Source organism: Leifsonia sp. C5G2, from assembly GCF_013359685.1.
Taxonomy (GTDB): domain Bacteria; phylum Actinomycetota; class Actinomycetes; order Actinomycetales; family Microbacteriaceae; genus Leifsonia.
On sequence record NZ_JABFMV010000013.1, the window covers coordinates 86,852 to 107,300 of the forward strand.

Here is a 20,449-nt window from a genome sequence, read left to right on the forward strand (position 1 = left end):
ACGCTGCGGCCTTGCCCGCCGCCGGGGCCGTCACTCCGCGATCCGGATGCGGGTCATCGTCCGCTCGGTGGCCATCGACCAGAAGGTGTCGGCGATCGTCGCAGGGGGAATGGCGGTAGGACTCGCGGTGGCCGTACCCCCGACGGACCCTGCGATGGTGATCTCCCCGACATAGACGCCGTCTGCGCGCAGGCGCTCGGCGAGGATGCCGACGAGCTTCGTCTTCGCAGCGTTCTCCAGGCTCACGCCGTCGTTGTCGAGGAACCTGGAGTATGCATCGGCCTCGGAGGTCGCCTCGCCGAGAGCGCCATTCGCGACCAGGATAGCCGCCGAACCGCTCGACCTCGTCAAATCGCCGAGGACGGCCTGAACGCAGGCGAGCAGGCCGGCGATGCTCACGTCGAAGACGCGCTCGATCTCCTCCGGCGGCGTCTGCAGGACATCCGACACCCCGCCGCTCCGGAACGCCGTCCACAACAGGGCGGTCGGCGAGCCGAGCTGCGTCCTGATGTCGTCGACGGCGCTTCGGATGGACGAGATCTCCGACGCGTCCGCCCGGAAAGCCCGCGCCTCGATCCCCTCGCGGGACAACAGCTCCACCCCGGCGGCGAGCCGTTCACGATTGCGCCCGACCAGCGCCACCGAGTATCCCTCTCGGCCGAACCGCTCGGCCGTCGCCTGCGAGATGCCGGGACCGTAGCCGAAGACGATCAAGACGCCCACTGTTCACTCCTACTGCTCGGAAGTTCAATCGGAGGATCCTCCGATTGAACTTCAGACGATAGCCGCCGGGAGTAGGATCCGCAATGTATGACCGCTGTCGACCCCCCACCGAGAGCTCGGATCGCCGAGGCGCGACGCAACCGCGAGACGCTCCTCGCGGTCGCGGCCCGCGCGTTCGCCACTCGGTCCGGGCGGGTCCCGCTGGAGTCGATAGCCCGAGAGGCCGGCGTGGGCATCGCGACGCTCTACCGGCATTTCCCGACTCGGGAAGCGCTCGTCTCGGCCGTCTACCAGGACCAGGTGGAGCGTCTGGGGATCGCCGCGGATGCCCTGCTCGCCGATCTGCCTCCCCACCGCGCCCTCCGCGAGTGGATGGACCGGTTCGCCGAATGGGCGGCGACCAAGCTCGGGATGATCGAGAGCGTGGGTGCGATCGTCGCCTCCGGCGATCTGAGGTACGACGAGATGCGAGCCAGGCTCGTGGCTGTCGTCGATCGCTTCCTGACGGCCGGCAGGACGGCCGGCGACATCCGCTCCGACGCAGACCCTCACGATGTCGCTGCTCTGCTCGCCGCGGTCCTCGGCGCGGACGCCCCACCCGCCCAGCGGTCCCGCATGCTCGACATCATCGCCGACGGACTCGAGGCCGGCCCAGTCCTCCGGCGATGACTGAGGCCGCCTCGCGCGACCGCGGCCGCATAGTCCGGGCCCTTGCCTGCGGCGGATTGGCTGTCGAACCGGCCGAGAACCGCTCAGCGAGGCCGGCTCGTACTGTCGCGCACCTTGAGCTCGGGCTGGATCAGCGGGATCGTGGCGGATGCCTCCCCGCGCAGAGCGCGGAGCACGCTCTCGACGGCGAGCCGGCCGACCTCGGTGAAGTCGAGGCGGACGGTGGTCAAGGCGGGCTGGAAGAAGGCCGACTCGTCGCGGTCGTCGAAACCGACGACGCTCACGTCGCCGGGAACGCCGATCCCGCGGTCGTGGAGGGCCTTCATGACGCCGAGCGCCATCACGTCGTTGATCGCCAGCACGGCGGTGATGGATCGATCGGCGGCGATCTCGAGGCCGGCGCGATACCCGGCCTCCGCCGACCAGTCCTCCGACGCGAATTCGGCGGGGACGGGGCGCCCGGCGAGGGCGAGCTCGGTCTGCCAGCCGTGCCGGCGCGCCTCCGACGCCATCCACCCCTGCGGGCCGCCCACGAAGTGCACCGTACGGTGACCGAGGTCGAGGAGGTGACGGGTGGCCAGCTGGGCCCCCAGGGTCTCGTCGATGGAGATCGTGGTCGGCCCGGCGGGCGAGCCCTGCTCGAAGCGGACGACCGGGACATCCGCGTCGAGCCGCTGCAGGACCTCCGTCGCCGCGGTCATGGGCGCGAGGACGACGATCGCGTCGACTCCTCCCTCGACGAGGGAGTCCAGCCCGGCCCTGATACTGGCCTGGTCCACCTCCGCGATGCTGACGAGGCTCGTGGAGTAGCCGTTCCTGCGGGCCTCCTCCGAGATGCCGAACAGCGCCAGCGCCGGACCGTGGACGGAGAGCGCATAGCTGAGCACCCCGAGATTCATCGACCGGCTGGTCGCCAGGGCCCTGGCGGCCGAGTTGCGGCGATAGCGCAGCTGCGCCATCGCCGCCTCCACCCGGTCGCGGATCTCAGGGGAGACGTTGCTGTGCCCGTTGACCACGCGCGAGACCGTCTGCTGCGACACCCCGGCGAGACGGGCGACATCCACCATGCGTGCCGCGCGCGGCGCGGCCGCTCTCGTCTCGGTCATCCCCCAATTATGGCCGCGACCGGCCCGGCGCCCCGAAGCGCCCGGCCGGTCGCGGCCCTGCGGACCGCGCTCAGCGGTTCCCGTAGCGCAGCACGGCCGGGTGCTGCTCGTACGGCCACTCGGCCTCCGGGATCATGTACTCGAGCGTCGTGTAGCTGCCGTCCATGGTGGCGGCCAGCGACGGCGGCCCGGGGAAGCCGATCACGCGCCAGCCGACGCGGTTGTCGTTCCCGCCGTACACCGGGTCGCCGTAGAAGCCCTGCCGGGTGTTGAGGACCAGGAGCGGGAAGAACTCCAGGAAGTCCTCGTTCACCGGCTGGTTGCCCGCGGGCGCTCCCCCGCTCCCCTGGCCGTCCGACTCGGCGAAGACGAACTTCGCCGGCTTCTCCTTCTTCGAGATGATCTCGAGGACGGTGTCCTGCTGATCGTCGTCGAGGTCGACGAAGTCGGCGCCGAACCGCTCGGCGGCGATGCCGTCGAGCTCGACGATCCCCTCGCGGTAGAACGTCTGCCGGCTCTCGATGCGCTCCTGCCAGGCCTTCTCCTCGAGCCCCTCCATGCGGAGGAACCCTTTCCCGTCAGCGGCCGGGAAGACGAACTGCGTCCCCGCCAGCATCCGGTCGATGAAGCGCACCACCCCCGCCTCCTTCGCCCCCGGGTGGTGGTCCGTCGGAATGATGCGCGCAGTGGCGGCCTCGACAGTCGCCCACTCGTGCTCCGTGAAGAACAGCGGCCCATCCGTGTCTCGTGCCGAGATCGGTACGGTGACCCATTCTGCCTGTCCCATTGTTTTCGTCGTCTCCTCTGAGGTCGGCCGGTCAGTCGGTCCAGCCGTGGCGGTCCACGGCGATGATGCGATCGGCGCAACGCCAGGCGTTCGCCATGATCGTGAGCGCGGGGTTGATGCCCGTCGCCGTCGGGAAGAAGCTCGCGTCGAACACGTAGAGGTTGGGGACCTCGTGCGAGCGGCACCACTTGTCCACGACCGACGTCGCCGGGTCGTTGCCCATGCGCGCGGTGCCGAGCTCGTGCGAGGTGTTCCCGGTGATGCGCTCCATGTTGACGGGCACGACCTTGGATGCCCCCGCGGCCTCCAGGATCTCGCCGTTCTTCTTCACCTGCCACTTCTCCTGGGCGAAGTCGTTCTGGTGCGGCGTGTGCGTGATGCGCGCGACCGGGAGGCCCCAGGCGTCCTTCACCGTCGGGTCGAGGTCCACACGGTTCGACTCCACGGGGAGGTCGTGCAGCAGGATCCCGATCTTCATGCTGTAGTTGAACAGGTCGCGGTCGGCGTCCTTGGCGGCCTGGCCCCAGGTCGGGCGGCCGGGGAAGCTCCAGTTCACGGGGTGACCCAGCATCGACGGGAAGATGAGCGACCCGAGGATGTGCCCGCGCGACTCGTCCGTCTCGTAGAAGTCGAACGAGCACAGGTTCATGTAGTGCCCCGACCAGCCGTAGAGCGGGTCGTGCAGCTCCTTGTCGAAGAGCCCGACCGAGAACGAGTACTGGTGGAACGTCGCGTTCTTGCCGACCTGCCCGCTGCCGTTGCCCAGCCCGTCCGGGAACAGCGCGGACTTCGACATGAGCAGCAGGCGCGGGGTCTCGATGCCGCCGCCGCAGACGATGACGGCCTTCGCGTTCTGCACGAACTCGTTGCCGTTCTCGTCCTGATAGCGCACGCCGGTCGCCTTGCCGGTCTTGTCGACGAGGATCTCGCTGACGTAGCAGTCGGACCGCAGGTCGTAGAGACCCGTGTTGACCGCATCCGGGATGAAGCTGATCAACGTCGACGACTTGCCGTTGCCCGGGTCCGGGTACTGCTGCCAGAAGCCGTTCTCGCTGAACGGCTTGCGGCCGCGGTACGGCTCGGTCACCATGCCCTGGGGCATGGGGAAGGTGCTGTGCCCCATCTTGTTCATCGCGGTCGCGAACTTGCGGCCGATCTGGCTGAGCGGAGCGGGCTTGGTCGGGTAGTCCCGGCTGCGGCGGCCCTCCCAGCGGTTGGCTCCACCGAGGCCGGACGTGCCGAACTCCCACTCGACCCGGGTGTAGTAGGGCTCGAGGTCGTCGTACGTGATCGGCCAGTCGACCAGGCTCGCACCCTCGACGTCGCCGTGCAGCGAGCGGAGACGGAAGTCGTTCTCGGTCATCCGGGGCACCATCCCGCCCCAGTGCGTGGTGCCGCCGCCGACGACCTGCGGTGTCGCCGAGAAGTTGGTGATGACGGCTTCCTCGCTGTCGTTCTGACGGTACGTGCGCGGCTTGAGCTTGGGGTCCTGCCAGATGAAGTTGCGGTTGAGGAACTTGAGCTCGTCGCCGGACGCGTGCTCGGGCTTCAGCCACGGGCCGCGTTCGAGGCCGACCACGCGGAGGCCCGCTTCGGTCAGCACCTTCGCGGCGGTCGCGCCGCCGGCGCCGGCGCCGACGATCACGACGTCGACCGGCTCGGGGTTCTTGAGGGTGGTCATTGTCTGTCCTTCCTTGTGACGTTCTGTTCTGGGGTGCGCCGGCTAGGCGAGCACCCCGGCGCGGCCGAGGCGCGCGATCGGCAGCAGTTCGTCCCAGAGCGCGTCGGGGACGGCGAACTCGGCGAGCTCCACGGTCTGGGCGACACGCTTCGGCTCGGACATGCCGACGATCGTGGAGGTGACCCGCGGGTCGCGCAGCGAGAACTGCAGGGCGGCCGCGGCGAGCGGGACGCCGAACTCGGCGCAGAGCGCCTCCATCCGGCGCACACGTTCGAGCACCTCGTCGGCGACCGGTGCGTAGCAGTAGGTGGGGACGGCGTCCGGGCCCTTCACGAGCATCCCGCCGCCGAACGGCGCCGCGTTCACGAACGCCACCCCGCGCGCCTGCGCGTCGTCGAGCAGGGGCTCGGCCGACTGATCGACGAGAGTGAACCGGTTGTGGCTGATGACCGCGTCGAAGGCCTCCGTCGCGAGGTACTGCAGTTCGAGGTCGATCGGGCCGCCCGCGACGCCGAGGTGGCCGATGACCCCTTCGTCCCGCAGCGCGATCAGCGCCTCCAGCGGGCCGCCGGGGCCGACGCCCTCCTCGAAGCTGATCTTCTCGGGGTCGTGGAGGTACACCAGCGGAAGGTGGTCGAGGCCCAGGCGCTCGAGGCTCTCCTCGACGGACCGGCGCACCCGGTCGCCGGAGAAGTCGGTGGTGCCCGGGACGGGGTCGACCTTGGTCGCCACCAGGTAGCCCTCCGGCACTCCGCCGTTCTCGCGGATCGCCTGCCCGATGCGCTTCTCGCTGTCGCCGCCGCCGTACTCGTTGGAGGTGTCGATGAAGGTGAACGGCCCGTCGAAGACGCGACGGATGGTCGCCACCGCCGTCTCGGTGTCCACTTCGTAGCCGTACTGCGCGGGGAAGCTGCCGAGGGCGCTCGTCCCGACGCAGACGTCGGAGACGGTCAGCCCGGTGCGCCCGAGTTTCTTGATGGTCATGCGCTTCGCTTTCTCTCTGGGGTTCTCTGGTTCAGGGGGTTCGTGAGGGCGGCGCCGCGCTCTGCCGGACGACGAGCGTCGGGCTGACCCGCGGGAGCGGGCCGGCCTGGCCGCCGCGCATCAAGTGCAGGATGCGGTCTACCGCCAGCCGTCCGACCTCTTCGAAGTCGAGCCGGATCGTGGTCAGCGCGGGGCAGTAGTACTGCGACTCGGGGACGTCGTCGAAGCCGACGACGCTGACGTCCTCCGGCACCCGCAGGCCCGCGTCGGTGAGCGCCTTGATGACGCCGAGCGCCATCTGGTCGTTGGCGACGAACACCGCCGTGATCGCCGGGTTCTCCGCGATCTCGACTCCCGCGGCGTACCCGGAGCGGGTCGACCAGTCCCCGGCGAACACCTGGTTGGTCACCCGCCCCTCGGAGGCGAGGGTCTGCGCCCAGCCGCGGAGGCGTGCGTCGCTGCCCAGCCAGCCGCCGGGCCCGGCGACCTGCCAGACCGTCTCATGGCCGAGGTCCAGCAGGTGCCGCGTGGCGAGCTCCGCCCCGGAGACCTCGTCGGTCGCGACACTCCGCGTGCCCTCCGACGCGCCCGGCTCGAAGAAGACGAGGGGGACGCCGGCGTCCAGCCCCGAGATGGCCTCGAGCGCGGCCTGCACCGGGGCGAGCACCACGATCCCGTCGACCGAGTCCTCCACCAGGTGTTCGAGCGCCGCCTTCATGGCCGCCCGGTCCACGTCGCCGAGGGTGACGAGGTTGGTCGCGTAACCGGCCTTTCTCGCTTCGTCGGCGATCCCGCTCAGAGCCACGGACGGTCCGTACTGGGCGAGGCCGAAACTCACGATCCCGATGTTCATCGTCCGGCCGTTGGCCAGGGCGCGAGCGGCGGGGTTGCGGCGGTAGCGGAGCTGCTGGATGGCGGTCTCCACCCGGTCCCGGACATCCGGGGCCACGTTGGGACTCCCGTTGACGACCCGGGAGACGGTCTGCTGCGAGACCCCGGCGAGCCGTGCGACGTCGATCATCCTGGCACCGCGAGTCGTCGACTGCTTCTCGTTGCTCGAAGGTGCCGACACCGGATCAGCTCGCTGCCCGTGCGGTCCGGCGGCCGAAGCGCGACCGGAAGAATCCGGAGATCCTCTGGACGCCTCCCGCGGAGGAGAGGAAGACGGCCACGACGATCACGGCGCCCTTGATGACGAGCTGCGGCTCGGACGAGATGCCGACCAGGTTCATGACGTTGATGATCGTGGCCAGCACGAACACACCGATGACGGCGCTGATGGGATCGCCCTTGCCGCCCATCAGCGAGGCGCCGCCGACCACCACGGCCGCGATCGCATCCAGCTCGTAGCCGACACCGATGAGCGAACTGCCCTGGCGCAGCTGGGCGGCCGCGATCAGCCCCGCGAGGCCGGCGAGGAGTCCGGACATCGTGTACGTGATGATGAGGTTCCGGGCGACGGGGAGGCCCGAGAGCCGGGCGGCCTCCGGGTTGCCGCCGATCGCGTAGAGCGAGCGGCCGAAGGTGGTGAACTTCGCCACGAGTGCCGCGAGGATCATCACGACGAGGAAGATCATGACGGGGTTCTGCAGGCCGAGGCTGGTGCCGCGGGCGAACAGGTCGATGAAGGTCTGGTCGGTGATCTGGATGAGGCTGGTCGACTGGATGATGTAGCTGAAGCCCTTGACGGCGCTCATCATGGCGAGCGTCGCGATGAACGGCGGGATGCGCAGCCACACGACCAGGAGCCCGTTGATGAGCCCGGCGATGCCGCAGCAGAACAGTGTGAAGGCCACCGAGAGCCCCGTCGCCATCCCCGCCTGCAGGGTGAGTGCGACGATCACGGTCGACATCGCGAGGATCGATCCCACCGACAGATCGATGCCGCCGGTCAGGATCACGAAGAACTGGCCGACCGCGAGCACCGCCACGATGGACGCCGCCGCGATCACGTTCTCCGCGTTCCTCAGCGTGAGGAAGTCGGCGGAGACGTAGTAGCCGATGACGATGATCACGACGAGGACGAGCAGGAGGTAGCTCTTCGGGAGGAGGCGTTTGAGGACGCCGCCCCACGTCGATCGCGTGGGCGTGGCCGGGGACGATCCCGTCGTCTGCGGCGGCTCTTGGAGGGTCTTGTTCGACATTGTCTTTCCCGTCGTTGGGTTTCTGTGAGTGGAGGAGGCTCAGGCCAGCAGCTGGAGGATCCGCTGCCCCTGGGGATCGATCTCGTCGTGATCGAATTCGGCGACGACACGCCCGCGCGCCATCACGAGGACGCGGTCGCACATCATCGCCTCGGAGATCTCGGAGCTCGCGATCACGACGGTTCCGCCCGAGCGGGCGAAGTCGCGGATCAGCTCGTACATGTCCTCCTTGGCGCCGACGTCCACGCCGCGGGTCGGCTCGTCGCAGATGAGGAGCCGGGAGGACCGCACCAGCCAGCGGGCCAGGATGCCCTTCTGCTGGGTCCCGCCGCTCAGCGTCTTCATCGGCTGGTTGACGCTCGAGACCTTCATCCCGAGCCTGGCCACCATGTCCTGGGCCGCACGCTTCTCGCGCTTGCCGTCGATGACGGAGAGCCGGCTGAACATCGGCATGCTCGCGAGGGTGATGTTGCCGGCGACGCCCATGTCGGGGATGAATCCCTGCGCCTTCCTGTCCTGCGGGAGCAGGCCGATCCCGCGCCGGATGGCGTCGCGGGGCGAGCCGAACTCGACCGGCTTGTCGTCCATGCGCAGTTCGCCGTCGGTCTTCTTCCGGGCGCCGGCCAGCAGGCTGGCCAGCTCCGACTGGCCGGACCCGATGAGGCCGGCGATGCCCAGCACCTCGCCCTGGTACAGGTCGAAGTCGATGTCGGCGACGCGGTCGTCCTCGCCGAGGCCGCGCGCCGAGAGGAGTACGGTGTCGGTGCGTCCCGCCCCGAGCCGGGGGCTCCGCTCACCGCGCAGGGCCGCGTCGGCGATCGAGCCCTCGAGGCTCTTGCCCACCATGGCGGTCACCACGTCGGCCGGCTTGGTATCGGCCGTCTCCAGATTGGCCGCAGTGACGCCGTCGCGCAGCACGGTGACCGCATCGCAGAGGCTGTAGAGCTCGTCCATCCGGTGAGAGATGTAGAGGAGCGTCACTCCCTCGGCGGCCAGCCGCCGCAGCACGGTGAAGAGCCGCTCGACATCCGGGAGCGGGAGCGTGGAGGTGGGCTCGTCGAGCAGCAGGACCCGCGCGTCCTTGTGGAGCGCCTTCGCCAGCTCGACCGCCTGCTGCTCCGCCACCGAGAAGCTGGAGACCGGCTGCCGCACGTCCAGGTCGAAACCGACGCGGGCGAGGGCTTCGCGTGCCTTGGCCTGCATCGACGCCCAGTCGACGACCGCCCCCTTCTTCGGAAGCGTGCCGAGGAAGATGTTCTCGGCCACGGAGAGCGACGGCACGAGGCTCAGCTCCTGGTAGATGGTGTGGATGCCCGCGGCCTGCGCATCCGTCGGCTCACGGAACCGCACCACCTCTCCGCCCAGCCGGATCGTCCCGCCGTCCGGGGTCTCCGCCCCGGAGAGGATCTTGACGAGCGTCGACTTGCCTGCGCCGTTCTGCCCGGCGAGAGCGTGGATGCTTCCGCGCTTGACCGAGAAGCTGACCCCCTTGAGCGCCTGGACTCCCAGGTAGCCCTTGGTGATGCCCTCGAGCTGAAGCTCGTCCATGTTTCCTCTTCACTTCCTCGTGACGTGCGTGTGGTGGAGCCGGTCGCTGCGCCCGGACCGATGACACCGGGCGCAGCGACTCCGTGTGGCGCGTTCGCGCCTAGCCGTTCGCCCGGACGTAGGTGTCGCTGGGCTTGTAGTAGTCCTTGGCGTTCTCGGGCGTGACGACGGTGGTCTTGATGAAGACCTCCTTGCTCGGGCACGCCTTGGTGTCGCCGTTGTAGGCGGCGACGGCCATCTTCACGGCCTCCACCCCCTGGTCCCACGGCTGGTTGGAGGCGGTGGCCTGCATCGGGCCGGTGGGGTTGTCGACCATCTCCTTGACGACGTTCATGCCGCCGTCGTAGCCGGCGACGATGACGCCGTCGCCCCAGATGCCGGCCTGCTGGAGGCCCTGCTCGATGCCGCCCTGCATCACGTCGCTCATGCTGAACACGACCTTGAGGTCGGGGTTCGCCGTCGCGACGTCTCGGATCGGAGCGAGCGCCTTGTCCGGCTTCCATTCGCCGTACTTCGTCTCGAGCTTCTTCGTGGTGACGCCGGGGTGGTCCTTCATGACCTTGTCCCAGCCCTTCATGAAGCCGTTGAAGCGGAGGTCGCTGAGCACGTCGCCGGGGAAGCCGCCGATGCCGACGACCTTCATCTCGCCCGTCTCGCCGAACTTGGCGAGCGCCTTCTTCGCGGCGACCTCGCCCGCCAGCGAGCCCGTGTAGCCCTGGTCCTCCGCGACGTAGCAGTACATGTCGGGAACCAGCGACTTGTCGAGGTTCGAGTTGACCGTGACCAGGGGCACCTTCGCGCCCTGCAGCGCAGCGACGGAGGCGCCGACGCCGATGGGGTCGTTCGGGTTCATGATGACGACGTCGACGTTCTTCGTGATGAGGGTCTGGACATCGGCGTTCTGGCGCACGGTGTCGCCGTTGGCGTCGAGCAGCTGGATGGTCGCGCCGAGCTTCTTGGCCTCGGCCTGGCCGCCCTCGACGAGGGTCTTCCACCAGTCGCTTCCGCTGATGCCGCGCTGGCTCCAGCCGATGACCAGGCCTTTGCCGGTCTTCTTGTCCGTCTGAGAGGCGGCCCCATCGGTGCCGCCTCGGGCGCAGCCGGTGAAGAGCACGGCGGTGACCGCCGCGATTCCGGCGACTTTGAGCAGGGTTCGGGAACGGGTGCTGATCATGTTTCCACTTCCTTGTGAGGTGATCGGAGCAGGGGTGGAGCTTGGGGGTGGGGCATGTGGAGCGGGATGGTGCGGGATGGTGCGGGCGGCGGCGTCCCGGATGGGGAGGACGGCAAGGTCCGCGGGACGCCGCCGCCGGTCGCTCAGTCGAGCGGGGTGAAGACCCCGCGCTCCTCGAGCAGCTTGATGTTGCGGGCGCGGGTGGCGCGCTCGCGGGCCAGCCAGTCCTCCCCGGGAGGGGCGTCGAGGTACTGGTTCTTCGGGTAGATCGGCTTCTCGTAGATCGCCGCGTACTGCTCGGTGCGGAGGTCCTTGAAGCCGTTGAAGACGCCGTTCGCCTGGCGGTCGCGACGCAGTGCGTCGATGTCGATCGTCGTGCTGACGAAGGTGTCGCCCGCCGTGACGCCGGGCGTCTCGGTGATGATCTTGCCGCGCTGGTTGACGATCATCGAGCGGCCGCCGAAGAGGTCGTTGATGACGCCGTCCGGCCCGAGCTCCGGGCCGAGGTTCGGTGCGACCACGATGGCGTTGTTGAAGAGCGCGTGCGCCTTGTTCTGCACCTCCCACATGCCCTGAGAGGTCTGCGGCTCGATGAGCGTGGCGCGGATGATGACCTCGGCGCCGTTCATGGCGAGCCCGCGGGCGATCTCGGGGTACGCACCCTCGTGGCAGATGACGTAGCCGATGTTGCCGATGTCGGGGGTCTTGGCCACGGGGTAGATCGCGTCCATGACGTTCCCGTTGCCCTTCTTGACGATCCACTCGTCCCACAGGTCGTGGGGGTTGGTGGTGCCGAGGGTGCCGCCCTCGAATCCGTCCGAGGTCGCCTTCGCACGGCGGTAGATCACGTCGCCGTTGGGGTCGATCATGAAGGCGCAGTTGAAGTAGCGATCCGGGAAGTCGTCGTCCGCGACCAGGTACAGCTCGCCGGCGATGTAGGTGTTCAGTTCACGAGCGGCCTTGCCGAGCTCGTCGGTCTCGGGCCCGGGGATGGTGCGGGCGAACTTCTTCTCGTATTCGCGGTCTCCTGCGTGGAACGCCATGTGCATGCCCTGGATCGCCATCTCCGGGATGACCACCAGCTTGACCGGGTAGCCCTCGGTCGCCGCGACGCCGACCGCCGTCTTCATGAACTGGATGATGCGCTTGGTGTTCTTCAGCGCGTCTTCCGGCTCCACGATCGGGATCTGCAGCGGCGAGAGCGCTACGACTGTGTACGGCTCAGTCACGTCCAACTCCTTCGTTGTTTGGGTTCGTGGGGCCATGTTAGCGCACTATCACTGCGTGTCAAACGGCAATTTTCCGACCCCGGGACCAACCGACAATGCAACCGCATCCGTCCGACAAACAAGCCGTTCTACCCAGTAAATTGCTGGTCAAGGGATTTTTCCAAGAGTTGAATAGCCATCGTTTTTCGAAGAGCGCCGCACGGAATCGCGTGAATCAGCAAACGGGTGAGCGCACTCACAACATGCGCGACCTCAGAGGTGGCGGAGCTCCCTGCGCAGCTCGCCGGCGATGCCGGGGCCGACCGCGAGGTCCGAGAGACCCAGCTCGATCAGTGCCAACCGGGCGCGCAGGACGACCGATCGCGGGAGGCCCGTCGACTGCGCAATCCCGGCGTGGCTCAGCGTGCAGACCCCGGCCTCCGTGGCGCGCGACACTTCGCACCGGGCCACCGCGAGCACGACGTCCCGATCGATGGCCATCGTGCCGAGAAGGTGTTCCGCGCGTCCGGACGTCAGGGCGCGACCGACGGCGGCGAGCCAGTCGTCGCGCCCCGCGAAACGGGAGCTCTCCACCACCTCAGCGCCAGAGGAGGCGGGCAATGCGCCAGCGCGCCCACCAGCGCGGCGCCGGCCGGCCGTCATCGACCTGCTCGCTGTCTCGCGGCGCCTGCTGCACCCGCAGGAAACCGACGAAGTCGCACCGCGAGCAGCACCACAGATGGCTGTGGACGGCGAGGCCGACCCCGTAATACGGATTGCTGAACACGACCGCGCGTGACCCGCAGCGCGGGCACGTCCGGGGTCGTACAGGGGGTCTCGACTCAGGCATCGGGGGCCGGCCGCTGGATTCTGTGATGCATTCGTTCCGCCTCGGGATGTCACTGGCGCGGTGGCCCTCCCCACCCGAAGGAGAGGGCCACCGCGGGATCGCCGATCCCTAGCTCTCGACGACGGCTCCACGCTATGCGGGCCGATTCGAGGCCGGATATCCACTCGACGCGGGTCACTATCCGATCGACGCGGATCACCCGCGCCCGCGCATGCTCGTCTGAACGAACCCACAGACGTCCGATGCGATTTAGTTAGTGCACATACAATCAACCGGTGCCCCCGGAGTTCGACATGTTCAGGAGCGGACGCGTCGCGTCCGCCCGCGGTGTCGACGAGGCGCGCCACACGCTCTCCCAGGTCTTCCTGCCGGTCGACTTCCCCGCCGCCGGCACCGCCGACACCATCGACTTGACTCTGAACGCCGTAGTCGTCGGCCGGACGACGTGCGGCTTCATGCGGTTCGGAGATGCCGTGCTCATCGAGACCGCGGAAGCCGAGCACTATCACGTCGACATCCCCACGACCCGGCGCGCGAGGATGCAGGCAGCCCTGTCGGCCCCGGTCTACGGAACGACCCAGACGGCAGCCGTCTTCATGCCGGGCAGGCCGGTCACCCTCGACTGCAGTGAGCGCTTCTCCCAGCTGTCCCTGATGTTCCCGCGCGACCAACTCGTGCTCGAACTGGAGCACCTGATCGGCGAACCGGTCGCCCGCCGGCTCGAATTCCGCGCCGAACTGCCCCTGGCCGGCTCCGGAGGGCAGTCGATGCTCCAGGCCGTCCGCATGATCGACCGCGCGGCCGCGCAGGCGGACGGCCCACTGACCCATCCGCTCGCCGCGCAGCGCCTGGAGGAGATGCTGATCCACAGCCTGCTGTTCGGGCAGTCGCACAACTACACGGACAGGCTGACGGTGCCGTCCCCGTCGCCCGGCGCCCGGCCGGTGACGCGCGCGGTGGAGCTCCTGCGCAGCGACCCGGGTCGTCCGTGGACCGTCGCCGAGCTGGCCGAGGAGGTCTCGGCGAGTGTCCGCAGCCTGCAGGAAGGGTTCAGCCGATCGCTCGGGACCACCCCGATGGCGTATCTGCGCCGGCTGCGGCTCGAGGAGACCCGCCGCGACCTCTCCGAGGCCGTGCCCGGGACGGTCAGCGTGACCGAGGTCGCCTCCCGGTGGGGTTTCGTGCATCTCGGCCGATTCGCCGCGGCGTACGCGCGGGCGTTCGGGGAGCGGCCGTCGGAGACCCTCCGCCGCTGAGCCCGGCCGCCGGTCAGAACCGGCAGCCGCCCGTGGCGAGATAGTCGTGCACCATCCTCACGACGCTGGCGCCCTCGCCGACGGCGGCGGACATGCGCTTGACCGATCCGCTGCGAGCGTCGCCGACGGCGAAGACGCCGGGCACCGAGGTCTCGAACGGCTGAGTCCGATCGTCCGGTTCGCCGTGGCGCGGGCCCGTGAGAAGGAACCCGCGTTCGTCGCGCTGGATCCCGGGACCGAGCCAGTCCGTGGCAGGGACCGCACCGATGAAGACGAACAGGTGCGCGGTGGCGAGTTCCTCGCGGTCACCCGACGGCCGGTGCTCGACCGTGACGGTCTCGAGACGGGAGCCGCCGGCGGCCTCGACCACCTCGCTCTGCAGGTGCACCGTGACGCGGGGATTCTCCTCGACCTGCACCACCAGGTACCGGGACATGTCCTTGCCCAGGTCCGCACCGCGCACGACGAGGTGGACGCGAGACGCGGTCGCGGCGAGGAACACGGCCGCCTGCCCTGCCGAGTTCCCGCCGCCCACCACCACGACCGGGTCCGTTCCGCACTCCCGGGCCTCGTTGACCGTGGCCGCGTAGTAGACGCTCGTGTACTCGAAGCGCTCCAGGTTCCTCGCCGCCAGACGGCGGTACTCCATACCGGTCGCGACGACGACGGCACGCGGGGACAGAGTCGTGCCGTCCGTGAACCGCACGGTCAGCCCGTCGTCGGCCGGAGCCAGGTGCTCTGCGGCGGCCGGCGCGAACACCGTCGCACCGAACTTTGCGGCCTGGAGCCGGGCGCGCTCGGCGAGCTCCGCGCCCGAGATCCCGGCGGGGAAGCCGAGGTAGTTCTCGATCCGGGCGGAGCGGGCGGCCTGGCCTCCGGTGGCGACCGCATCGGAGAGCACGACCGACAGGCCGTCGGAGGCGCCGTAGACGGCCGCGGCGAGTCCCGCCGGCCCGGCGCCAACGACCAGCAGCTCGCAGGACGGCCCGGGACGCGCGTTCGCGATGCCGAGCGCCGCGGCGACCTCCGCGACGGACGGATGCCGCAGGATGCGCGAGCCCCCGACGATGACGACGGGGAGATCGGCGACGTCGAGGCGCAGCCTCTGCGCGATCGTCTCGGCGGCCCGATCGCCGTCCAGGTCCAGGAGCCGGTGCGGTATCCGGTTGCGGGCGGCGAGGTCGAGCAGCCGGCGCGTGTCCGGCGAGAAGCGCGAGCCGACGATCCGGAGCCCGGCTCCCGCTCCGATCGCCAGCGACCGCCGGATGAGGTAGGCGCGCAGGATGACGTCGCCGAGCACCGGGTCGCTCGTGACGATGCGCTCGAGCGCCGGGATCGGTACGGCCAGCACCGAGCCACGCTCGAGCGCTGCGATCGAGACGAAGGAGGGCTGGCCCTCCAGCAGCCCGATGTCGCCGGCGAACCGGCCCGGACCGTGCACCTCGATCTGCCGGCCGTCGCCGTCGGTGACGGCGATCCGGCCCTCCAGCACCGCGAAGAAGGAGTCGAGCGGCTCGCCCGCCCTCACGAGCACCTGGCCCTCCGCGACCTCCACCGTCGTGCCGTGCTCCCGCAAGGACTGCAGCTGAGGCGGGGTCAGCCGGGGGTAGGCGCCGAGGGCGTCGGGCGTCTCCTGCGGCGGAGGAGCTGTCGGAGGATCGCTCACCACACGTAGTCCTCGTCGAAGTAGCACCACATCCAGCTCTCGCCCGGCTCCAGCGAGCGGACGATCGGATGCCGGTCGTTGAACGCGTGCGCGCGTGCGTGCTTCATCGGCGAGGAGTCGCAGCAGCCCACCTTGCCGCAGGTCAGGCACAGCCGCAGGTGCACCCACGGGGTGCCGAGGGCCAGGCAGTCCTCGCACGCGCCCGGCGTGCGCGGGACCACCGACCGGATGAAGGCGATGTGCGGATCAGTTCGAACGGCCATGGGTCGCCCCTCCTTCGCCGGCGTCTCCGGCCGATGTCTTCTCCCGGGCGCGCTGCGCCATCGCGTCATCGAACCAGCGACGCAGGACGGCGACGGGAGCGGCGCCGGCCTGGCGGGCGATGACCTCGCCGTGGTCCAGGATCATCAGGGTCGGCACGGCCTGTACGGCGAAGCGCGACGACAGACGGGGCGCCCGGTCGACATCCACTTTCACCAGCTTCACCTCGCCCGCCCGCTCGGTGGCCAGCTCCTCCAGCACCGGGCTGACCATCCGGCAGGGCCCGCACCAGGTCGCCCACATGTCGACGATCACCGGAGGGTCCGCCTTCTCGGCGATCTCGGCGAACGTGTCGTCGAGGGCGTCCACGATCCACGGGAGCGGGCGGTGGCAGTTCGCGCACCGGGGCCGCCCGCTCGCGGCCACCGGGACGCGGTTCTTGCGCCCGCAGTTCGGGCAGCGGACCACTCGTGTCGCGTCGACGGCGCTCATACCGGCGCCTGCGCTTCCGCGTCGGCCTGCTCCGGCGCCCCGACCGCGTCGACGACGATGTCGCCGTCCCGCACGTCGATCCGCACGGTCGAACCGTCGCGCACCGTCCCGGAGAGGAGCGCCCGGCCCAGCCGCGTCTCGATGTCGTGCGAGATGTACCGGCGCAGCGGCCGGGCGCCGTAGAGCGGGTCGTAGCCGCGCTCCGCGATCAGCCGCCGCGCCTCCGGCGTGACCTCGATCTCGATCTGGCGTTCGGCGAGGCGCCGCGCGAGGTCGTTCATCAACAGGTCGACGATCGCCTCGATCTGGTCCAGACCGAGCGGGGCGAAGACGATGATGTCGTCGACCCGGTTGAGGAACTCCGGGCGGAAACGGCCGCGCAGCTCGGCGAGCACCAGCTCCTTGACGTCCTCCGGGATCGCGCCGGCACCGTCCCGCGCGCCGGTGAGCAGATGCTCCGCGCCGATGTTGGAGGTCATGATCACGATGGTGTTGCGGAAGTCGACCGTGCGCCCCTGGCTGTCGGTGATCCGGCCGTCGTCGAGCACCTGCAGCAGGGTGTTGAAGACGTCCGGGTGCGCCTTCTCGATCTCGTCGAAGAGGACGACGCAGTACGGCCGGCGCCGCACCGCTTCCGTGAGCTGGCCGCCCTCGTCGTAGCCGACGTACCCGGGAGGCGCGCCGACCAGCCTGCTCACGGTGTGCCGCTCCTGGTACTCGCTCATGTCGAGCCGGATCATCGCCGACTCGCTGTCGAACAGTGCGCCCGCCAGGGCCTTCGCGAGCTCGGTCTTGCCGACGCCGGTCGGCCCCAGGAAGATGAACGACCCGATCGGCCGCCGGGGGTCGCGGATGCCCGAGCGCGCCCGGATGATCGCCTCGGTGACCAGCCGCACCGCCTCCTCCTGGCCGACCACCCGCTCGTGCAGCACCTCGTCGAGCTTCAGCACCTTCGCGCGCTCGCCCTCCTGCAGCCGGGCGACCGGGATGCCCGTCCACGCGGCGACGATCTCGGCGATCTCCTCCTCGGTGACCACCTCGCGCAGCAGCCGCTGCCTGCCCTGCTTCGCCTGCAGCCGCTGCTCCTCGGCGGCCAGCTGGCGTTCGAGCTCGGCGAGCCGGCCGTAGCGCAGCTCGGCCGCGCGGTTGAGGTCGTAGCTGCGCTCGGCGTCCTCGGCCTCCCGGCGCACCTGCTCCAGCTCGCTCCTGAGCTCCTGCACCTTGCGGATGGCCTGGCGCTCCGCCTCCCACTGGGCGCGTTTCGCGTTCGCCTCGGCCCGCAGGTCCGCGAGTTCGCGGCGCAGCTCCTCCAGGCGGATGCGGCTCGGCGTGTCCTTCTCCTTCTCCAGGGCCGCCTCCTCGATCTCGAGCCGGGTCACGCGCCGGGTGAGCTCGTCGAGGTCGGCCGGCATCGAGTCGATCTCGGTGCGCAGCCGGGCGCAGGCCTCGTCGACGAGATCGATGGCCTTGTCCGGGAGGAACCGGTCGGTGATGTACCGGTGCGAGAGCGTCGCGGCCGCGACGAGCGCGTTGTCCTGGATGCGCACGCCGTGGAAGACCTCCAGGCGCTCGCGCAGGCCGCGCAGGATCGAGATGGCGTCCTCGACGCTCGGCTCGTCGACCATGACGGTCTGGAAGCGCCGCTCGAGCGCGGCGTCCTTCTCGATGTGCTGCCGGTACTCGTCCAGGGTGGTGGCCCCGATGAGGTGCAGCTCGCCGCGGGCGAGCATGGGCTTCAGCATGTTCCCCGCATCCATCGCGCCCTCGGTCGCCCCGGCGCCGACGAGGGTGTGGAGCTCGTCGATGAAGAGGAGGATGCGCCCCTCGGCGGCCACCACCTCGGCGAGCACCGCCTTCATCCGCTCCTCGAACTCTCCGCGGTACTTGGCTCCCGCGACGAGAGCGGCGAGGTCCAGCTGGAAGATCGTCTTGTCGCGGAGCCCCTCCGGGACATCGGTGCGGACGATCCGCTGCGCCAGGCCCTCGACGATGGCCGTCTTGCCGACGCCGGGCTCGCCGATCAGCACCGGGTTGTTCTTCGACTTGCGCGACAGGATCTGGATGACGCGGCGGATCTCGGTGTCGCGCCCGATCACCGGGTCGAGCCGGCCGGCACGAGCGTCGGCCACCAGGTCGCGGCCGTACTTCTCCAGCGCCTCATACGTCTGTTCCGGAGTCGCGGAGTTCACGTGCTGGTTCCCCCGCACGGCGGTCAGGGCGCTGAGGAAGCTCTCCCTCGTCACCCCGTTGCCCTGCAGGATGCGCGCAGCCGGTCCGCCGGCGGGATCGTCGGCGAGCGCCAGCAGCAGGTGCTCGACCGACACGTAGGAGTCCTTCAGCCGGTTCGCCTCCCGCTCGGCCCGGTCGAGCGTTGCGGCCAGGCTCTTCGACAGGAACACCTGCCCCGGCGTCGCCCCCGGGCCGGTCGTGCGCGGCTTCCGCTCGATCGCCTGCTGCACCTCGCCGAGCAGGCCGGCCAGGTCGACGCCGGCCGCCTCCAGGAGCCGCGGGATCAGGCCGCCCTCCTGGGTGAGCAGGGCGAGCAGGAGGTGCTCGTTCTCCGTCTCGGTCTGCCCGTTCCGGCTCGCGATGCTCTGGGCCTCCTGCAGCGCCTCCTGAGACTTCTGGGTCAGCTTGTTCATCTCCATGGCGGAGTCTCCCTTCTGGGACGGACGACCGTTCGCCGTCCCTCGAGCACGTCGATGCGGGCGAGGAGGTCGGTCACGAGGGCGACGGCGGCGTAGTTGAGCGACAGGTCGGCGTGCAGCCGGACGACCCGGCGCACCTGCTCCGGCGCGTCCGGAGCGAACCACAGCCGGCCCGACGCGTCGGTGCGGGCGCTCACGAGCCCCAGCTCGACGAAGCGCAGGACCAGCTCGGGATGCACGCCCGACGCGACGGCGACCATCCCGAGGTCGAAGCGGGGCGGGAGCGCGGGAAGCAGCGGGGAGCTCATGACGACGACCTCGGATCGTAGGCGGACTCGCGCTTCAGCTGCTCGAAGAGCTCGCGCTCGCGGTCGGTCAGGTGCGGGGGAACCATGATCTTGACCCTGGCGAACAGGTCGCCGGGCTTCCCTCCGGGCTGCGGCATCCCCTGGCCCTTCAGGCGCAGGCGGCGGCCGCTCGACGAACCGGGAGGGACGCGCACGGTGATCGGGCCGCCGGGTGCCCGTGTGGAGACGCTGGCGCCGAGGGCCGCCTCCCACGGCGAGATGAGGAGGTCCATCTCGATGTTCTTGCCGTCGAGGCGGAGCCGCCGGTCGGGTCTGACCTTCAGCGTGATCACCAGGTCGCCCGCCCCGCCGTCCTGTCGCCCCGGCCGTCCGCCGCCGGAGACCCGGATGCGCTGGCCGTCGAGAGCCCCGGGCGGGATCCGGATCTCGAAGGTCTGGCGCTCGCCGTCGGGGCCGGCGAGGACGACCGTGCGGGGACCGCCGTGGAAGGCCTCCTCGACCGTCAGCTCCAACTCGGCCTCGGAGTCCATGCCGCGCCGCGACCCGAAGACATCGCCGAACAGGTCGTCCCAGTCGACGGAGGCTCCGCCCGGACCGGCTCCCGCCTGCGCGCTGGACCAGCTGAAGCCCGACGCGCCGGGGCGCGCTCTGCTGCGTCCGCCACCTCCGCCGCCCGCACCGCCGGCGCTTTGCGACGCGTACTCGCGCTCGGCGCCCGCGTAGCGGCGGAACTCCGGACCGAACCGGTCGTACTGCGCGCGCGACTCGGGGTCGCTGAGCACGTGGTACGCCTCGCTGATCTCCTTGAAGCGGTCCTCCGCACCCGGCTGCTTGTTCACATCCGGGTGGTACTTCCTGGCGAGCTTCCGGTAGGCGCGCTGGATCTCCTTGGCGTCGGCCGACCGCGAGACCCCGAGCAGCTGGTAGTAGTCGTCCGCCACGGC

The 20,449-nt window shown here is 69.9% G+C and carries 20 protein-coding genes; 2 read left to right on the forward strand and 18 right to left on the reverse strand.

Features of this window, described 5'->3' with window-relative positions; all coding sequences use genetic code 11:
- Positions 1-30: 30 nt before the first annotated feature.
- Positions 31-723 (reverse strand): SDR family NAD(P)-dependent oxidoreductase, encoded by a 693-nt coding sequence (locus tag HNO83_RS16060; RefSeq protein WP_175338531.1) that lies wholly within the window; start codon positions 721-723, stop codon positions 31-33.
- A gap of 87 nt (positions 724-810) precedes the next feature.
- Here HNO83_RS16060 and HNO83_RS16065 point away from each other — a divergent pair, with 87 nt between their 5' ends.
- Positions 811-1,392, forward strand: coding sequence for a TetR/AcrR family transcriptional regulator (locus HNO83_RS16065; RefSeq protein WP_175338532.1), 582 nt, complete (start codon positions 811-813; stop codon positions 1,390-1,392).
- Positions 1,393-1,475: 83 nt separating this feature from the next.
- Here HNO83_RS16065 and HNO83_RS16070 read toward each other — a convergent pair whose 3' ends face one another.
- From HNO83_RS16070 to HNO83_RS16120, 11 genes are all read right to left on the reverse strand, one after another.
- On the reverse strand, positions 1,476-2,459 hold the full coding sequence (locus HNO83_RS16070; protein ID WP_175338586.1) for a LacI family DNA-binding transcriptional regulator: 984 nt from the start codon (positions 2,457-2,459) through the stop codon (positions 1,476-1,478).
- A 109-nt stretch (positions 2,460-2,568) separates the two neighbouring features.
- Positions 2,569-3,285: a gluconate 2-dehydrogenase subunit 3 family protein gene (locus tag HNO83_RS16075; protein ID WP_175338533.1), complete on the reverse strand. Its 717-nt coding sequence runs from the start codon at positions 3,283-3,285 to the stop codon at positions 2,569-2,571.
- Positions 3,286-3,316: 31 nt separating this feature from the next.
- Positions 3,317-4,966 carry a GMC family oxidoreductase gene (locus HNO83_RS16080; protein WP_175338534.1) on the reverse strand — a complete coding sequence of 550 codons (1,650 nt, stop codon included), beginning with the start codon at positions 4,964-4,966 and terminating at the stop codon, positions 3,317-3,319.
- Positions 4,967-5,008: 42 nt separating this feature from the next.
- On the reverse strand, positions 5,009-5,950 hold the full coding sequence (locus HNO83_RS16085) for an aldo/keto reductase (protein WP_175338535.1): 942 nt from the start codon (positions 5,948-5,950) through the stop codon (positions 5,009-5,011).
- A gap of 31 nt (positions 5,951-5,981) precedes the next feature.
- The gene (locus tag HNO83_RS16090; protein ID WP_175338536.1) at positions 5,982-6,971 is read right to left on the reverse strand and encodes a LacI family DNA-binding transcriptional regulator; all 990 of its coding nucleotides are present in this window, start codon (positions 6,969-6,971) and stop codon (positions 5,982-5,984) included.
- Positions 6,972-7,026: 55 nt separating this feature from the next.
- Positions 7,027-8,094, reverse strand: a complete 1,068-nt coding sequence (locus HNO83_RS16095; RefSeq protein WP_175338537.1) for an ABC transporter permease — start codon at positions 8,092-8,094, stop codon at positions 7,027-7,029.
- A gap of 39 nt (positions 8,095-8,133) precedes the next feature.
- A complete protein-coding gene (locus tag HNO83_RS16100; protein ID WP_175338538.1) occupies positions 8,134-9,642 on the reverse strand; it encodes a sugar ABC transporter ATP-binding protein in 1,509 nt (502 codons plus the stop codon).
- Between the two features lie 100 nt (positions 9,643-9,742).
- Positions 9,743-10,816: a sugar ABC transporter substrate-binding protein gene (locus tag HNO83_RS16105; protein ID WP_175338539.1), complete on the reverse strand. Its 1,074-nt coding sequence runs from the start codon at positions 10,814-10,816 to the stop codon at positions 9,743-9,745.
- A 143-nt stretch (positions 10,817-10,959) separates the two neighbouring features.
- The gene (locus tag HNO83_RS16110) at positions 10,960-12,045 is read right to left on the reverse strand and encodes a nitrilase-related carbon-nitrogen hydrolase (protein ID WP_175338540.1); all 1,086 of its coding nucleotides are present in this window, start codon (positions 12,043-12,045) and stop codon (positions 10,960-10,962) included.
- A gap of 252 nt (positions 12,046-12,297) precedes the next feature.
- Positions 12,298-12,618, reverse strand: a complete 321-nt coding sequence (locus tag HNO83_RS16115) for a hypothetical protein (protein WP_175338541.1) — start codon at positions 12,616-12,618, stop codon at positions 12,298-12,300.
- A gap of 4 nt (positions 12,619-12,622) precedes the next feature.
- Positions 12,623-12,811 carry a hypothetical protein gene (locus tag HNO83_RS16120; protein ID WP_175338542.1) on the reverse strand — a complete coding sequence of 63 codons (189 nt, stop codon included), beginning with the start codon at positions 12,809-12,811 and terminating at the stop codon, positions 12,623-12,625.
- Positions 12,812-13,149: 338 nt separating this feature from the next.
- Here HNO83_RS16120 and HNO83_RS16125 point away from each other — a divergent pair, with 338 nt between their 5' ends.
- Positions 13,150-14,130 (forward strand): AraC family transcriptional regulator, encoded by a 981-nt coding sequence (locus tag HNO83_RS16125; RefSeq protein WP_349627253.1) that lies wholly within the window; start codon positions 13,150-13,152, stop codon positions 14,128-14,130.
- Between the two features lie 13 nt (positions 14,131-14,143).
- Here the strand turns inward: HNO83_RS16125 and HNO83_RS16130 are convergent, their stop codons facing one another.
- From HNO83_RS16130 to HNO83_RS16155, 6 genes are read right to left on the reverse strand one after another with little or no spacing between them, the layout of a single operon-like run.
- Positions 14,144-15,796 carry an FAD-dependent oxidoreductase gene (locus tag HNO83_RS16130; RefSeq protein WP_349627254.1) on the reverse strand — a complete coding sequence of 551 codons (1,653 nt, stop codon included), beginning with the start codon at positions 15,794-15,796 and terminating at the stop codon, positions 14,144-14,146.
- Entirely contained in the window at positions 15,793-16,059 is a 267-nt protein-coding gene (locus HNO83_RS16135; protein WP_175338544.1) for a UBP-type zinc finger domain-containing protein, read from the reverse strand. The genes HNO83_RS16130 and HNO83_RS16135 overlap by 4 nt, the downstream gene beginning before the upstream one ends.
- Positions 16,043-16,549 (reverse strand): thioredoxin, encoded by a 507-nt coding sequence (gene trxA, locus HNO83_RS16140; RefSeq protein WP_175338545.1) that lies wholly within the window; start codon positions 16,547-16,549, stop codon positions 16,043-16,045. The genes HNO83_RS16135 and trxA overlap by 17 nt, the downstream gene beginning before the upstream one ends.
- Positions 16,546-19,197 (reverse strand): ATP-dependent chaperone ClpB, encoded by a 2,652-nt coding sequence (gene clpB / locus HNO83_RS16145; RefSeq protein WP_175338546.1) that lies wholly within the window; start codon positions 19,195-19,197, stop codon positions 16,546-16,548. Before clpB ends, trxA begins: the two co-directional genes overlap by 4 nt.
- The gene (locus tag HNO83_RS16150; RefSeq protein ID WP_175338547.1) at positions 19,188-19,505 is read right to left on the reverse strand and encodes a chaperone modulator CbpM; all 318 of its coding nucleotides are present in this window, start codon (positions 19,503-19,505) and stop codon (positions 19,188-19,190) included. The genes clpB and HNO83_RS16150 overlap by 10 nt, the downstream gene beginning before the upstream one ends.
- Positions 19,502-20,446 (reverse strand): DnaJ C-terminal domain-containing protein, encoded by a 945-nt coding sequence (locus tag HNO83_RS16155; protein WP_175338548.1) that lies wholly within the window; start codon positions 20,444-20,446, stop codon positions 19,502-19,504. The genes HNO83_RS16150 and HNO83_RS16155 overlap by 4 nt, the downstream gene beginning before the upstream one ends.
- Positions 20,447-20,449 lie beyond the last annotated feature (3 nt).

Excerpts from the sequence above, each read along its gene's own strand:
- HNO83_RS16105 (WP_175338539.1), bottom strand. The coding sequence starts at position 10,816 with ATGATCAGCACCCGTTCCCGAACCCTGCTCAAAGTCGCCGGAATCGCG.
- HNO83_RS16150 (WP_175338547.1), bottom strand. The coding sequence starts at position 19,505 with ATGAGCTCCCCGCTGCTTCCCGCGCTCCCGCCCCGCTTCGACCTCGGG.
- HNO83_RS16095 (WP_175338537.1), bottom strand. The coding sequence starts at position 8,094 with ATGTCGAACAAGACCCTCCAAGAGCCGCCGCAGACGACGGGATCGTCC.
- HNO83_RS16135 (WP_175338544.1), bottom strand. The coding sequence starts at position 16,059 with ATGGCCGTTCGAACTGATCCGCACATCGCCTTCATCCGGTCGGTGGTC.
- trxA (WP_175338545.1), bottom strand. The coding sequence starts at position 16,549 with ATGAGCGCCGTCGACGCGACACGAGTGGTCCGCTGCCCGAACTGCGGG.
- clpB (WP_175338546.1), bottom strand. The coding sequence starts at position 19,197 with ATGGAGATGAACAAGCTGACCCAGAAGTCTCAGGAGGCGCTGCAGGAG.
- HNO83_RS16075 (WP_175338533.1), bottom strand. The coding sequence starts at position 3,285 with ATGGGACAGGCAGAATGGGTCACCGTACCGATCTCGGCACGAGACACG.
- HNO83_RS16085 (WP_175338535.1), bottom strand. The coding sequence starts at position 5,950 with ATGACCATCAAGAAACTCGGGCGCACCGGGCTGACCGTCTCCGACGTC.
- HNO83_RS16090 (WP_175338536.1), bottom strand. The coding sequence starts at position 6,971 with ATGATCGACGTCGCACGGCTCGCCGGGGTCTCGCAGCAGACCGTCTCC.
- HNO83_RS16080 (WP_175338534.1), bottom strand. The coding sequence starts at position 4,966 with ATGACCACCCTCAAGAACCCCGAGCCGGTCGACGTCGTGATCGTCGGC.
- HNO83_RS16065 (WP_175338532.1), top strand. The coding sequence starts at position 811 with ATGACCGCTGTCGACCCCCCACCGAGAGCTCGGATCGCCGAGGCGCGA.
- HNO83_RS16100 (WP_175338538.1), bottom strand. The coding sequence starts at position 9,642 with ATGGACGAGCTTCAGCTCGAGGGCATCACCAAGGGCTACCTGGGAGTC.
- HNO83_RS16070 (WP_175338586.1), bottom strand. The coding sequence starts at position 2,459 with ATGGTGGATGTCGCCCGTCTCGCCGGGGTGTCGCAGCAGACGGTCTCG.